The 13,628-nt window shown below is 50.4% G+C and carries 13 protein-coding genes; 6 read left to right on the top strand and 7 right to left on the bottom strand.

The features are described 5' to 3' along the window. The first annotated feature begins 92 nt into the window (after nt 1-92). On the top strand, nt 93-893 hold the full coding sequence (cas6, locus tag K7P01_RS22920) for a CRISPR-associated endoribonuclease Cas6 (protein WP_267296910.1): 801 nt from the start codon (nt 93-95) through the stop codon (nt 891-893). Here the strand turns inward: cas6 and K7P01_RS22915 are convergent. After that, nucleotides 890-2,191: a type IX secretion system plug protein gene (locus K7P01_RS22915; protein WP_267296909.1), complete on the bottom strand. Its 1,302-nt coding sequence runs from the start codon at nt 2,189-2,191 to the stop codon at nt 890-892. The genes cas6 and K7P01_RS22915 overlap by 4 nt on opposite strands. Nucleotides 2,192-2,356: 165 nt before the next feature. Between K7P01_RS22915 and K7P01_RS22910 the strand changes: the two genes are divergently transcribed. Beyond that, a complete protein-coding gene (locus tag K7P01_RS22910) occupies nt 2,357-2,914 on the top strand; it encodes an RNA polymerase sigma factor (RefSeq protein ID WP_267296908.1) in 558 nt (185 codons plus the stop codon). Continuing rightward, nucleotides 2,871-5,078 (top strand): outer membrane beta-barrel protein, encoded by a 2,208-nt coding sequence (locus K7P01_RS22905; RefSeq protein WP_267296907.1) that lies wholly within the window; start codon nt 2,871-2,873, stop codon nt 5,076-5,078. Before K7P01_RS22910 ends, K7P01_RS22905 begins: the two co-directional genes overlap by 44 nt. Nucleotides 5,079-5,482: 404 nt before the next feature. On the opposite strand, the gene K7P01_RS22900 is transcribed toward K7P01_RS22905, so the two are convergent. Beyond that, nucleotides 5,483-7,393 carry an ABC-F family ATP-binding cassette domain-containing protein gene (locus K7P01_RS22900; protein ID WP_267296906.1) on the bottom strand — a complete coding sequence of 637 codons (1,911 nt, stop codon included), beginning with the start codon at nt 7,391-7,393 and terminating at the stop codon, nt 5,483-5,485. Between the two features lie 182 nt (nt 7,394-7,575). On the opposite strand from K7P01_RS22900, the gene K7P01_RS22895 reads away from it, so the two are divergent. Beyond that, nucleotides 7,576-8,784 (top strand): PQQ-dependent sugar dehydrogenase, encoded by a 1,209-nt coding sequence (locus K7P01_RS22895; RefSeq protein WP_267296905.1) that lies wholly within the window; start codon nt 7,576-7,578, stop codon nt 8,782-8,784. 25 nt (nt 8,785-8,809) lie between these two features. Further along, on the top strand, nt 8,810-9,949 hold the full coding sequence (locus K7P01_RS22890; protein WP_267296904.1) for a C1 family peptidase: 1,140 nt from the start codon (nt 8,810-8,812) through the stop codon (nt 9,947-9,949). Between the two features lie 15 nt (nt 9,950-9,964). Here K7P01_RS22890 and K7P01_RS22885 read toward each other — a convergent pair whose 3' ends face one another. From K7P01_RS22885 to K7P01_RS22870, 4 genes are all read right to left on the bottom strand, one after another. Continuing rightward, on the bottom strand, nt 9,965-10,390 hold the full coding sequence (locus tag K7P01_RS22885) for an META domain-containing protein (protein WP_267296903.1): 426 nt from the start codon (nt 10,388-10,390) through the stop codon (nt 9,965-9,967). Nucleotides 10,391-10,460: 70 nt separating this feature from the next. Further along, on the bottom strand, nt 10,461-11,219 hold the full coding sequence (locus K7P01_RS22880; protein WP_267296902.1) for a 3-keto-disaccharide hydrolase: 759 nt from the start codon (nt 11,217-11,219) through the stop codon (nt 10,461-10,463). A gap of 19 nt (nt 11,220-11,238) precedes the next feature. Next, the gene (locus tag K7P01_RS22875) at nt 11,239-11,766 is read right to left on the bottom strand and encodes a hypothetical protein (protein ID WP_267296901.1); all 528 of its coding nucleotides are present in this window, start codon (nt 11,764-11,766) and stop codon (nt 11,239-11,241) included. Nucleotides 11,767-11,771: 5 nt separating this feature from the next. Next, the gene (locus K7P01_RS22870) at nt 11,772-12,299 is read right to left on the bottom strand and encodes a DUF2911 domain-containing protein (protein ID WP_267296900.1); all 528 of its coding nucleotides are present in this window, start codon (nt 12,297-12,299) and stop codon (nt 11,772-11,774) included. A 99-nt stretch (nt 12,300-12,398) separates the two neighbouring features. Here K7P01_RS22870 and K7P01_RS22865 point away from each other — a divergent pair, with 99 nt between their 5' ends. Further along, nucleotides 12,399-12,881, top strand: a complete 483-nt coding sequence (locus K7P01_RS22865; RefSeq protein WP_254084223.1) for a deoxycytidylate deaminase — start codon at nt 12,399-12,401, stop codon at nt 12,879-12,881. Nucleotides 12,882-12,954: 73 nt separating this feature from the next. On the opposite strand, the gene K7P01_RS22860 is transcribed toward K7P01_RS22865, so the two are convergent. Further along, nucleotides 12,955-13,284: a hypothetical protein gene (locus K7P01_RS22860; protein WP_267296899.1), complete on the bottom strand. Its 330-nt coding sequence runs from the start codon at nt 13,282-13,284 to the stop codon at nt 12,955-12,957. Nucleotides 13,285-13,628: the final 344 nt, after the last annotated feature.

The raw sequence follows: 13,628 nt of genomic DNA, 5'->3' as shown, positions 1-13,628 counted from the left end.
TTTTTCTTAGCTTTATAAACCGCTCACCCTCAGTATAGAGCGCGTTTTTTAAATTGGTTAATTTTTTAACCCCCAGGCTAAATTTTTGGGTTTTGAGAACCAGGATTATTTTTTCACTGAAGAATAGGGGAGCCTATGTGCCGTTCCACCATCAGTATCTTTTGGCACAGGTTATTAAAGGGCTGCTGATTTTCGGCCCTGAAAAGAATTACCTGGATTTTACGCACTACAACTTTTCAGGCCTCAAAGGTCAGACGAAGGTCAGTCGGAAAGGGCTGCATTACTTCTCGTCCAAAGTGACCCTGGTATTTGCCTGCTCAGACAAAGGCTTCATGGACTATTTCCTGGCCCGTTTGTTTGAACAGAAAGAAGTAATTGTCGGTAACCTGCACCTGGTGCCCGATGCCGTAGAGCAGGAAGAGCCGGTAACGATCGGCGATGAGGCGCGCTTCCTGTGTATCTCACCGGTAGTCGTAATTCCGGCGGCCTTTAATGACGAAAGCGGTAAGAAGTTCGTCTCTCCGGAGAGCGATGAGTTCTCTGACTTGTTATACGACTCTACAATTGCCCGCATGGAGGCTTATGCGCGGTATACTGCCGAACAGTTGACATCGTTCTATAAATTCCAGATTGTTCCCGACCACGATTATATTCAGCGTATTCAGGCATCGCATAAAAAGTTTGCACGCATTTATCCCTTGTACGACAACGATGTGAAGTTCGAGGTACGGGGCTATACTTTTCCCTTCACGCTGTATGCGGCTAAGGAAGTGCAGCAATTTGTATATGAAAATGGCCTGGGCCACTTCACACACAAAGGCTTCGGCATGCTGGACGTCGCGAACAACGACTCTATACAACGGGCGCCCCACCAGGAAATGGTCTACGCTTAGCGCCGCGGGTTCGTGTCGATCCGTTCATAGCCGACAAGCAGGTCGGCCTGAGGCTGGTACGGGCGATAGTACACGAAGATCTCGTAGAAGTTTTCTGTCTCAAAGTGACTTCCCTCGAACATATAGGAAGGGCGGTTAGGCGCTTTGACTACGTATTGATAGTTATACCAGCCTTGCTTGAGTAACATCCTGGCGGTATAGGCATTCTGCACGGTGTCGTACTTCATTTTGTTAGCGACACCGAGATTCCAGTAGTTGAACGCACCGGCAACATACACATCGCCATTGGCGACGGGTGGTACGGCCAGCGTGAAGTTGACGTTTACGTAGTTGGCATACGCCATGTCGCGGTAGTCATAGTTGTCGAGGTTGAAGTTACCGTTGATGTCTGGAATCTGCGGTTGGGAATAAGCTTCGTTCTCGCGGCTTTTGTCTTTTTGAATATAGGCTTCGAAAGGCTTAGCCGTTTTGTTGATGCGGTCCACGTTCTGGCCCGGATAGTTAAGCGAGCGCAGGTCGAAGAACCGGAACTCGTTTCCTCCACGGAACATTTTCGCATCATCAAAATAGCGGTATTCGATTTCCTTTTCGATCTCGCGCACAAAGCTGGGGCGAACATCGCTAACGATGTTATCCCAGCGCTGGTTTTGACGCATGTTAACATGTAGGTCCGTCATGGCATTCATGATGTTGACGTTCTGATAATTGATGGTGAAGTTGAGCTGCTGGCTGATGTCGGCCGCGTTACCGGGGCCGATCAGGTTGCCATCGCGCTTGAAGGTCACCTGGTTTTGGTACACCATAAAGCGGCGACTCAGAATGATGTCATCTTTGTTCGACTCACGATAAACAACCAGGACATAATTGCCGGGAAGCTTAACACCGGGTACATTGAACGTATAGTGCACAAAAGGAACGTGCGTGTCGACCGAGAACGCGAATGTGTTGATGGGAAACTCGTTGTAGCCCGTCATGAAATCGAGGTCTTTTAAATTTGACGGTGTCCAGTCGTAGTTACAGTGTACGATCCTGGCGTAGTAGTTGTCGTTGTGGTCGCGCAGGTCGTCGAATTCCAGCACGAGGTTCCATTGGCCCAGACGGGTGACGGCGGGGTCCAGGGGCTGGGCGTTGGGATGGAGCTGGATAGTTTTGATGACCGATTCGTAGGCCCGGTCGATGAGCTGCAGGGTTTTGACTTTTCCGCCGGGAGTAGACGTGGCGGCAGGCTGGTTAATCGGAACGCACGCAGATAATGCGGCTAAAGATATAATAATGAGGGAATTAAGCGTTATGTTCATGCGTTTTACCAAGGGGTGCCCACCTTACAGGCCATTTGTTTTTGTTTCTAAAGAAACGTTTTCGATAGGGAATGGCCAAGGTTTTGTGGGAAATATCCGCCAAACGATTCCAACTTTAGGGTACAAGATGGTGTCTAACATGCAAAACGGCGACAATACGGACTAATGCTCAGCGAAAACGAGCTTATTGAAGGATGCCGAAAAGGCGACCGGGGTGCACAACGCGCTCTGTATGACTTCTATTGCCGAAAAATGATGGTCGTCTGCCTGCGTTATTCGAAAGCTACCCCCGAAGCTGAGGACATCTTACAAGAAGGATTTGTCAAGGTATTCCAAGCGATCGGCAATTTCCGGGGAGAGTCTAAGCTGGAGACCTGGATCACCCGCATTATGGTGAACACTGCACTGAACGCTAAACGCAAAAAGCTTTACCTGTTCCCTATGGTCGATATTGAAGAGACCAATCTTCCGGAGGAGGAGATGAGCATATCGGGAATTCACTTCACCCAGTTGCTGGAAATGATACAGGCGCTGCCGCAAGGATGTCAGATCGTATTCAACCTGTTCGCTATAGAAGGCTTTAGTCACAAGGAAATTGCTGAGCAGCTCGGCATTTCCGAAGGAACGTCGAAGTCGCAGTTCGCGCGGGCGAAGAGCCTGTTACAACAGCGGCTGTTAAATGAATCAACGTATTATGAACGATATGGAGAGTCGAAAGTTTGAAGATGCTTTCAAGCGGGCTTTTGATGAAGCCAGCGTGAGTCCATCGGATAACGTATGGGCGAATATCGAACGTATTATGGACGATACGGAGAGTCGCAAGGTAGAAGGTGCCTTTCGGCAGACTTTTGATGGAGCCGGCGTGAGTCCATCGGAAAACGTATGGACAAACATCGAGCTGGACTTGATGAAAGCCGAAAGAGGCAAGATGAAGCGCCGCCTGGTATTCTATCAGTTGCTGGCCGCAGCATCGATCGCGTTTGCATTGAGCGTTGCCGGTATGGGCTATTATTTGCTGAAGGACCAGGAATTAACGGGCGCAGTCGGGCAACTGGCGTATCAGGAAGTGCCCGCTGGAGCGAACAACAACACTACAACGCCGACGATTGCAGCGGATACGCAGCAAGAATCGTCGCAAGGAGCAGCAGCAACCTCGGGTGTAAGCACTGATGGTCAGCAAATGCAAGACGCGGTGACCGATATAACACACCCGAACAAGACCACGCAAGAGAGCGATAGACAGACTCAAACCACCCTGACGGAAAATTCGCAGACTCCTTTGACGCAAAATGCAACGGCGCAACGTAACAGCACGACGACACAGCAGGCTGTGGCACGTGAGGAAGCTCGGCATAGCCGGATGCATACAATGGATGGCCAGAACACCGAGCCATTGAAAGCCGACGGTAGCCGATCCCACCAGGGGCAGACGAGCGCGGGTCAACAGACACTGGCCGCTACAAATAATACTGATGCAGGCTCGGGTGATGCGCAGCAGCAATACGCACGGGTAACAACGGAACAGGCGAATACTGCCCACGTGCGCGCATCGACACCAGGACGAAATGGTATTGCGGGTAATACTCCGATCACATCGGAAAATGGACAGCCACAAACAGTGGTGACGCAGCAGCGTTCGGGAGCGACATCGCGTCGTCGGGTAGGGGATGCGACGACCGATGAAACAACAGTGGCGGGCGAAACCAATCTCCCGGGGCAATCGCACAACGGTAGCGATAAGCAAAACATATTATCTGACCGTATCGGTCAGGACAACGTTCGCCTGGCACAGGCCAATGAAACAGCTGCAGCGCGTCGCGAGACGGTAGTGGCAAATGGCAGTCAGCGTACAAAGAGCAAGAACGCTCTGACTACGGATGGTGCAACGGCAACGACGATTACAACGACACCTCCTGCTGGTCAGCAAACGGAATATATGCTGGCCTATTCACCCGTACCTTCCGAAGCTACTCCGGTAGTGACATCGCTTGGGACGCGTGTTCAAAAACCGGCCAGCATGAAAGTGGAGCCTGCTTCGACAGTTGACCCGCTGATGGCATTGCTGGCTCGCCTGGATGAGCAGGAGAAGGATGCGAACGCAAAAGAGAAAAAGGACAAACACAATGACGACGAATTTGGCTCCGAGAAACTGTGGACGTCTGTAGGATTTGCCGCCGGCTCGTTTAACAATATTAACTCCAGTGTATCGAATTCGGGTGGTAGCCTGATGATGGCAGATGCCCGCTCGAGCGCGGTCAGCAAGGTGGCTGATCAACAAGCAAAGGCCTCCGGAAGCTCGTATTCCGTAGGGATAAGCATGGGGACGCGAATCTCTTCGCGTTGGGTGCTGCAGGGAGGATTAAATTACATGACCCAGGCGTCTGACTATACGGCTAGCGCGGTAGGGACGGCAGACTACGAAAACTTCTCGGCGCCGTCAGTTAATTCCATTATGTCGGCCGACAAACAGTCATCAGAGTCTATGATGTCGACGGTGGTGCCGACGGCTCCTTATAATGTCAATAACAGCCTGCAGTTTGTTAGTGTACCGCTGCAGGCGGGATACCTGCTGGTAAATCGCAAGGTGGGCGTACAGCTGAACGGTGGTCTGTCAACAGATCTCTTTATTCAGAACACAATTACGCCGGAGGGCGACAACGTTGAAAAGACTACAGAAGGCAGTGGTTCAGGCTCACCCTATCGCACAGTGAACTTTAGCGGCCTGGTGGGAACAGAGCTCAGTTACCGGTTTAGCAAACACTATCGTTTGGCGTTGAACCCGGGCCTGCGCTACCCGCTGAACTCGATTTACAAATCAGATCAGCCTGTAACGGCAGCGCCGCTGACATTCGATATCGGATTAAGATTTCGTTATATTTTTCATTAAACCATTCCAACCTTTTACTACCAAGGGGTGTCTAAGTAGTTAAATAACCGAAAAAGCCCTTCGTTTGTATGGATAGTACTTTGGAAAGCAGATTACAGAAGCGGATACACGTATCCTTGTATGCTCTACTGTTTCTTACGGCGCTTTTAGGAATCAGCATCGTGATGGAAGGTTGTTCGGATTCCTCGCAGGGGTCGGTTCATGATCAGACACATGGACCTGTTTACGCACCTGTCGTGCAGGTAGTGGTGAAAAAGAACGTTCAATCCTGGGGAAACCACTACTATAGTGGCAAGAAAAGAATTGCGTTGTCTCATCATACATCTTTAAAATGAGCTCCAGCCATCACTCCGGGGAACGGCTCTGGCCCCGGAGTTGGCCGGCTCAGATATACACGTAGACTATTATCCAAGTCCGTCGATCTCAGTAGCTAATGCTTCCCATTTTTTATTGGCCTCGGCCAACGCTGCTCCCGTCTTCTCGAAGGCAGCTTGTACTTCTTTTAACTTCGCGGGCTTGCCAAAGACCTCCGGACTTGCCAGTTCGATTTCGAGCTTGCTTTTGGTCTCTTCGAGTCGTGTAACTTCTTCCTCTGCTTTACGCAAATCTTTTTCCAGCTGTTTCCGACGCGCTTCTTGGCTTGGAGTATTGGCGGGTTTCGGAGCGACAGGCTCAGCTTTTTTGGCAGGCTTCGCCGGCTCTGCCTTTACCTGCTGTGCTTCATTCTTTTTGCGCCAGTATTCGTACTCGTCGTACGTGCCCGGGTATTCTTTGATCTTCTTGTCTTCGATGTACCAAATCTTGTTGGCGATATGGCTTACAAAGTGACGATTGTGCGATACAACAATAAAGCTTCCGGCGTATTGCTGCAGTGCCTGGATCAGGATGTTTTCCGAGATAAAGTCCAGGTGGTTGGTCGGCTCATCGAGCAACAAAAAGTTGGCTTCTGAAATAAGGGTTTTCGCCAGGGCTACACGCGATTTCTCACCACCGGACAATACCTTGATCTTTTTGAAGACGTCTTCGTCCGAGAACAAGAAGCATCCCAGCACATTTCGCAGCTCTTGCTCGGGTTTGCCGGAGCCGGCTTGTAGCATCTCTTCGAGGATTTCATTATCCACGCGAAGCGACTCGAGTTGGTGCTGTGCGTAGAAGGCTTTGATGACATTGAAGCCCAGCGTGCGTTCGCCCTCTACAGGCTCTTCCCCCGCGACAATACGGAGGAGGGTAGACTTTCCTTTTCCGTTGGCGCCAATCAGCGCAATCTTGTCACCGCGCTCAATGTTTATGCTGGTGTCTTTCAGGATTTCCAGCGCGCCATAGGCCTTTGATACATGGTCGAGGGTGACAATGTACCGGCCAGGCTGCTGGTTGAACTTAAACCGGAAGTTCACGGCAGCAGTATCGTCTACAACCTCTTCGATCATATCCATTCTTTCCAGCGACTTGACACGCGACTGCACCTGGCGAGCTTTGGTGGCCTTTGCTTTGAAGCGCTCGATGAAACGCTCCGTCTGGCGTATCTTCTGTTGCTGGTTTTCATACGCGCCTTGTTGAATTTCCTGGCGCAGCTCTTTCTCCTCCAGATAAAAGGAAAAATTGCCCTCGTAGGTCACCAGTTGCTGTTGGGTGACATCGACGGTTTTTGTGATGACGTTATCGAGGAAGGTACGGTCGTGCGATACAACAATAACGGCACCTTCGTAATTGCGTAAGTAATTTTCCACCCACTCGATGGAAGGAAGGTCCAAGTGGTTGGTAGGCTCATCGAGCATGAGCAGCGACGGCTTTTCGAGGAGGAGTTTGGCCAGCATCACCCGCATGCGCCAGCCGCCGGAGAATTGTTTGAGGGGCCGGTGCAGGTCAGCGGAGGTAAAACCGATACCTTCCAACACTTCTTCAGCCTTAGACTCAATGGTGTAACCATCCAGGTGATCAAAACGCTCCTGTAGTTTGGCCAGTTTTTCTACCAGCTCGTCAGAATATTCGGTTTCGAGTTTTTTGATGGTGTCTTCCAGCTGACGCTCAATCTCCACGACCTCTTTAAACGCGCCCATAGCCACGGTTAGAATAGAGTCCTCGGTCTGATAGGAGAGGAGGTCCTGGTTCAGGAAGCCAATGGTGCATTCGTTGCTTTTACTGACGGAGCCACTGTCGATCTTAAGATCGCCATTGATAATTTTCAACAGGGTGGATTTTCCGCGGCCGTTTAGTCCAATCAGTCCGATCTTGTCTTTCGGCTTGATGAACATGTTTGCATTTTCGTACAGCGGGCGGCCCCCGATGTAGTAAGAGAGATTAGTAATAGAGATCATGATTCCGACGCACTCAATTCAAATACAAAAATACTTACTATTTGTAGCATTTCCGCCAGGTATGGAATGACCTTGCAATTCTGATTTCAAAAACACGTATTTTCCAGTATTAAAACTATTGCCGGGCATGTACGGGGACTTCGTATCTTGCATTAGGCGCCACTCAACCCATTGCAGTTTTTATGAAGCTTACATCTTTTCCGGTCATTACCCTCCTTTTACTGGTGGCCTGCAGCCACACCAGCTCGCACAACGACCAACCGGCTTTGGCAGAAGATACCACAAACGTCCCGCAGCAGCCGATTGCGCCGGCGGATGGCAGTCAGCCCGCCCTGACCAAATATGCCAAAACGTTGCCACTCGACAAGATCAAGATGCCGGCGGGTTTTTCCATTGACGTGTTTGCGGAAGTGGACAATGCACGCTCACTGGCACTGAGCCCCTCGGGCGTCTTGTACGTGGGCAATCGTAATGGTGACAAAGTATACGCCGTAAAGGATTCAGACGGCGATTTTAAAGCCGACAAGAAATGGGTGGTTGCTTCGGGCCTGAACATGCCTAACGGTGTGGCCTTCCGCGACGGCAACTTGTATGTGGCCGAAGTAAGCCGTATTCTGAAATACCCCAAAATCGAATCGTCCCTGCAAGCCCCGCCGAAGCCGGTGGTGATCAAGGATGACTACCCCACGGAGACACACCATGGGTGGAAATACATCGCCTTTGGACCGGATGGGAAACTTTACGTGCCCGTGGGCGCGCCGTGTAACATCTGTGAGCCTGAGAAAGAAATCTACGCTTCTATTACGCGACTGAATGCCGATGGCTCCGGGCTGGAGGTTTACGCCCACGGCGTACGCAACACGGTAGGTTTTACCTGGCACCCCGAGACGAAAGAGCTGTGGTTTACCGACAACGGCCGCGATATGCTGGGCGACGAAAAACCGGCGTGCGAGTTGAACGTCGCCCCGAAGGCAGGCATGCACTTTGGGTATCCATATTGCCACGCTGGCTCGATCACAGATCCTGAGTTTGGAAGTAAACGCCCCTGCAGCGACTTCACAGCACCGGCCGACAAACTTGGGCCGCATGTGGCCCCGCTGGGTTTGAAGTTTTATACCGGGGCGCTCTTCCCGGCGTCCTATAAGAACAAACTGTTTGTTGCAGAGCACGGTTCGTGGAACCGCAGCAAAAAGAGTGGTTATAACGTCACGCTGGTCGAGCTGGCAGGACGCAGTGCGAAACGCCACGAAGTGTTTGCCAGCGGGTGGCTCGATGAAGCTACGCAAAAGGAATGGGGAAGGCCGGTAGACGTACTCGTGCTGCCGGATGGCTCACTGTTGGTGTCAGACGATAAAGCCAACGTAGTCTATCGCATCTCCTACAAAGGATAAGCATACACCTACAACCTGATCTACCATGAAGAAATTACACCTGCCTGTGGCCGCGGTCTGCTGTGGCATTGTTTGGGGAATTGTGAGCGAAGCATGCGCACAAGGACAATCGACGCCTCCCGCTGGATTCTCCCGTGTGTACGAAATACCCGCCACCGCTGTGAAGAGTCAGGACAACACCGGCACGTGCTGGAGCTTTTCGACAACGTCCCTGGTGGAGTCGCAGACGATGAAACAAGGATATGGCGAGTTCGATATTTCTGAAATGTTTACCGTGCGGAATATATACCTGGAGAAGGCCAGGAACTACATATTACGGCAAGGAGCTGCGCAATTTGGCCCGGGGGGGCTGGGCCACGATGTGATCCGGGCTATGGCCACCTACGGCATTGTACCGGAAACGGCTTATCCGGGCTTGGTGCTCGGACAAAAACAACACGACCATGGCAGGCTTGATACCCGGCTGAAAACGTACCTCGATAGCTTGCTTAAGATACGCCCCGTACCTGCCGACTGGCAGCGTGGGTTTGAAATAATCCTGGACGACCACCTGGGGAAAGCACCAACGACGTTTATGTACCAGGAGAAATCCTACACACCCATGACGTTCGCGTCAGAGGTAGTGCATTTCTCTGCGTCGGACTATGTTAATATCACCTCGTTCTCGCATCATCCATTCTATACGTCGTTTATTCTGGAAGCTCCCGATAATTTCCTGAATGGTTCTTACTACAACCTGCCGGTCAATGAAATGATCACGTTAACCGAGCGTGCGCTGGCAGGCGGCTATTCGATTATGTGGGATGCTGACGTCAGCAACAGCTGTTTCCGTCAGAAAGACGGGTATGCCATGCGCAGGAAAGACTGCAGCGCGCCGCAGACAATCAATGCCGACGATACCGAACTGCCCTACGATCAGACGATCCGTCAGAGCTTGTATGAAAATCTGACGACGCAGGACGATCACCTCATGCACCTGGTAGGATTGGATAAAACAAAAGGTGGTAAGAAATTCTTTTTAGTGAAGAACTCCTGGGGAAAGATCGGACCCTTTAACGGATACATTCGCGTGTCCGAAAGCTACTTCGCCATCAATACCGTTAGTTTGGTAGTGCCGAAGGCGGCATTGGACAATGCACTTCGACAGAAGCTTGGCCTGCGATAATATCGCTACGCACAATTAGTGCAAATAAACAGACTCGAATTTGGCAAGGAAAGTATTGCCTTCGAAAAGTTCGAGGGTTTCGCCTGTGATTTTGTAGTGGTCTGCTTCTGATAGCACTTTCGTCAAAAAGTTCTCGACGTCCATACGTGACTCGCAGAACATCTTCGTGCTGATGGTCGTGAATTTTATCTTATCGCCCGCTAGCGTATAACTGCCACCAAGGCCATTGCAGCCGCCAAAGCCGCGTAATTGCTTTTCGCCGTCGGCCGAAGCCAGGACAATGTGTACTTCTTTTGCATCGGCCGGCGTGATGACGGGCATGCCATTCATTTCCGACAGCTTCCAATAGGTATTTTCCAGGTGCGCAACGCTGCCAGTCTTTTCTGTGGGCTTACAGCAGATCAGAAATACGATAATGAGGGGAACGAATAATGTTTTCATGTCGATATATTGGAAAAATCTATGCCAGGAAAAAGAAAGCCGGGAGATTGTCCCGGCTTGTTGATAATGATTAAAGGTCGCGGATCCAGATGTTACGGAAACTCACGGGATTGCCGTGATCTTGCAAACGGATGGGGCCTTTTTCATAAGGTTTGTATACCGGCAACCCGATGTACTCCGTCGGTCCCCACACAGCCACATGGTTTTGCGTCAATACACCATTGTGGATCAACGTTACATAGGCGGGAGAAATCACCCGCCCTTCTTTGTTAAAGCGGGGTGCGGTAAAGAAAATGTCATACGCCTGCCACTCGCCAGGTTTTCGACTGACATTTACCAGGGGGATGTGTTGCTTATAGATGGAGCCGGCCTGGCCATTGGCGTAGGTCTTGTTATTATAACTATCCAATACCTGTACTTCATAGCGTTCTTGCAGGAAGATACCGCTGTTACCGCGACCCTGGCCGGTTTGCTTCGGATCTACCGTTGCGGGTGAGCGCCACTCGATGTGCAGTTGAAAGTCCCCAAATTCTTTTTTGGTGCGGATGTCTTTGCCGCCGGGCAGTACCGTTACAGCGCCTTCTTTTATGGGCCATTTGGCCGGCGTATCGTCGATGCTCACCCATTGGTCAAGCGACTTGCCATCAAACAGCACGGTGGCATCAGAAGGCATATCACCGGGTTTTTCGCCGGGCGTAATGATGTGAGGCTCCGGCGCCCACAGCTCGCTGGATTCGGGTGTTTTCTTGTCGGGTTGATCTTGTGCCTGAACGGCGTTGTAGGCGCCGAGTAAGGATAATAAGCAGAGTGATGAAATCGTTTTTTTCATTATGGATTGATCTGGTTATTTAAAAATCATTAGCGATGTCGTTGACTTTCTTATTCTTGTCGTCTTTCATACGGGCAAAGAGTGGCGGTGAAAGGTAAGTGAGCTCCAGGTGATGTTTGCCCGTGGCCTGAAACTTCAGGATGATGCTGTCGCTTTTCCAAAAATAGATCTGATTCTTGATGTCGTACTCGGCTTTTCCATAAAGAGATTCGAGTGCCTTCATTAGCCGCGGATCTTTATCGGTCGTCACGCTGATCTCGTAGATCATGTCGCGGTATGACTTCAGGAAGATCTCTTTGACCTTTACTTCGCCAATCCGTTCATAGTCGGGATGGCTGACCTCGTAGAGCTTGGCCGGGTATTGGTCTTTTTCTTTGAATTCCTTTTTCATTTTGACTCCGTTGACTGAGTCTGCCGGTGCGCCAAGTTGAATGTCTTTGAATCCGTTTCTTTTTTCAAGCTCGGCGATGGATTGTGCCGCCGCGCCGAAGCTTCCCATCACAATTGCCAACACGGGCAGGAGGTAGGAGAGTAGGTGTCTGGTCATGAGAATTATAATATAAACTTAAGCGGGATAGAAACGCTTGTCCTATCCCATAATATCAAAAGGTCTGCCACATCGTTTCGCTGGTTGAATTTTAATGTGAGTGGCTCGTAGGTCATATCGGTTATCGGCGCCACAGGCACGTCGAATCGCATGACATCTTGTTTCTGATTGTAGTTATACGAGCCCCACAGACCAATGTCGCGGTTAATGATGATCGTCCACTTGTCTTTTTCCGGAATCGTAAAAATCGAATAGGTGCCGGCTTTGAGAAGCGTCCCTTTTAGTACGACATCGCGCGTCGCTGTAATTTCGGTCGCTTCATTCGCGCCGGTGCGCCATACCTTGCCATACGGTACGATGCCGCCAAAGATCTCGCGGCCACGCTTTTGTGGCCGTGAGTAAGTGATCTTGACATAAGTATCCTTATAGCGTATGGTCGCCAGCGCAAGGGGGCTGGGGCGTGACTCAATCGCTTCCTGCGCGAAGACGCTTGTCTGAATCAGCAGGCAGAGGGTGAGGATCGCATTTCTCATAGGGCGAAGATAGTCTTTTTTGGTCTGACGCAGCTCCACGAGTGGTCTTCTGCAACAATGCGCATCATGAAGTTTATGACTTTTCGTTACTTTTGCACCATGTCCCGTCCTGCTTTTGACGATATCTATATGGAGCTGGCTGTAAACCTGGCCCGTCGCTCACACTGCCTCAAGCGCCATGTAGGCGCAGTGCTAACCAAGGACACGCGCATTATTTCTATCGGTTATAATGGTCCGCCCCCGGGCACACACAACTGCGATGAGGAGTGGCCCGAAGTAGGATGCCCACGCGATTCCAAAGGCGGCTGTTCGCTGGCCATACATGCGGAGCAGAATGCCATTTTGTATGCCGTCAAGAATAAGACCTCGGTGGAGGGAGCTACGTTGTATTGCACGTTGTCGCCATGCCTGGCTTGCGCACGCATTATCTTTTCCATGGGTATCCGCCGGGTGATCTACTACAAGTCGTATGCCGAACACAAGGGAATAGCCACCGACGAAGGCGTTGATTTTCTGGTGAAGTTTGGCGTAGCGGTGGAGAAATACGCCGGGCAGCTGTCAAACGCTACACAAATGATCTGATGCAGTCAGCGCAGAAGCTGCGTGCAATAGTGAGTTAGTGGTAATAATGGTTAGGTTGGTGGGCTACGCTAACTTACGCCGAAGTGTTGAGCGCACCTTCGAGGTCGGTAATCATCTTCGCCGTCACACCTTTTGTCTTTTTTGACTTCTCCGCCTGAAAGACAGTAAGTGTGCGGGCTGCCACCTCGTACAGGCCGGAAGGATTCAGATCATTCCGGTAGCTTCCCAGACACCACTCGATATCCGATTGTAGTTGTTGTTCAATGCCCAGCTCCTGGAGCTTTTTTAATGATTCGACGCAAACTTTCTCGATTTGGTCAGATGCACTTGTACTGACTTTGGCGGTGGAGGTGGCCCGCTTAGTAGCAGTTTTCTTTACCGGTTTAGCAGTTTCTTTTGCCATGATTGTATGGATTGTTGTTGTTGACAGGTAAGTTAAGGTGGTTACAGGGCGAAGACAAGTAGATATTTTATAAAATTTCTGCAACCGAGTGAAAACTTTTGTACTTCAAGCATAAGTTGAAGTATGGACCCGCATCACTACTACAATCAGTAGTACATCGATGGTGGCAATGGCGCCTTAGTATGACTTCATAGCAACAGGAACGTTATAAAAAACAAAAGGGAAGTAAATCCGATTTACTTCCCTTCGCAAAGTTTCTTAGGTTTGAAGCCTAATTACTTCTTCTTTTTAGCAGCTTTCTTAGCAGTTTTTTTAACTGCTTTCTTAGCTACCTTTTTCGCTGA

It is taken from the genome of Parachryseolinea silvisoli, from assembly GCF_021190955.1.
Classification (GTDB): Bacteria; Bacteroidota; Bacteroidia; order Cytophagales; family Cyclobacteriaceae; genus Ohtaekwangia; species Ohtaekwangia silvisoli.
This window is presented reverse-complemented; position numbering and strand designations above follow the sequence as displayed.

Coding starts and splice junctions, on each gene's coding strand:
- K7P01_RS22915 (WP_267296909.1), bottom strand. CDS start 2,191: ATGAACATAACGCTTAATTCCCTCATTATTATATCTTTAGCCGCATTA.
- K7P01_RS22910 (WP_267296908.1), top strand. CDS start 2,357: ATGCTCAGCGAAAACGAGCTTATTGAAGGATGCCGAAAAGGCGACCGG.
- K7P01_RS22905 (WP_267296907.1), top strand. CDS start 2,871: ATGAATCAACGTATTATGAACGATATGGAGAGTCGAAAGTTTGAAGAT.
- K7P01_RS22900 (WP_267296906.1), bottom strand. CDS start 7,393: ATGATCTCTATTACTAATCTCTCTTACTACATCGGGGGCCGCCCGCTG.
- K7P01_RS22895 (WP_267296905.1), top strand. CDS start 7,576: ATGAAGCTTACATCTTTTCCGGTCATTACCCTCCTTTTACTGGTGGCC.
- K7P01_RS22890 (WP_267296904.1), top strand. CDS start 8,810: ATGAAGAAATTACACCTGCCTGTGGCCGCGGTCTGCTGTGGCATTGTT.
- K7P01_RS22885 (WP_267296903.1), bottom strand. CDS start 10,390: ATGAAAACATTATTCGTTCCCCTCATTATCGTATTTCTGATCTGCTGT.
- K7P01_RS22880 (WP_267296902.1), bottom strand. CDS start 11,219: ATGAAAAAAACGATTTCATCACTCTGCTTATTATCCTTACTCGGCGCC.
- K7P01_RS22875 (WP_267296901.1), bottom strand. CDS start 11,766: ATGACCAGACACCTACTCTCCTACCTCCTGCCCGTGTTGGCAATTGTG.
- K7P01_RS22870 (WP_267296900.1), bottom strand. CDS start 12,299: ATGAGAAATGCGATCCTCACCCTCTGCCTGCTGATTCAGACAAGCGTC.
- K7P01_RS22865 (WP_254084223.1), top strand. CDS start 12,399: ATGTCCCGTCCTGCTTTTGACGATATCTATATGGAGCTGGCTGTAAAC.
- K7P01_RS22860 (WP_267296899.1), bottom strand. CDS start 13,284: ATGGCAAAAGAAACTGCTAAACCGGTAAAGAAAACTGCTACTAAGCGG.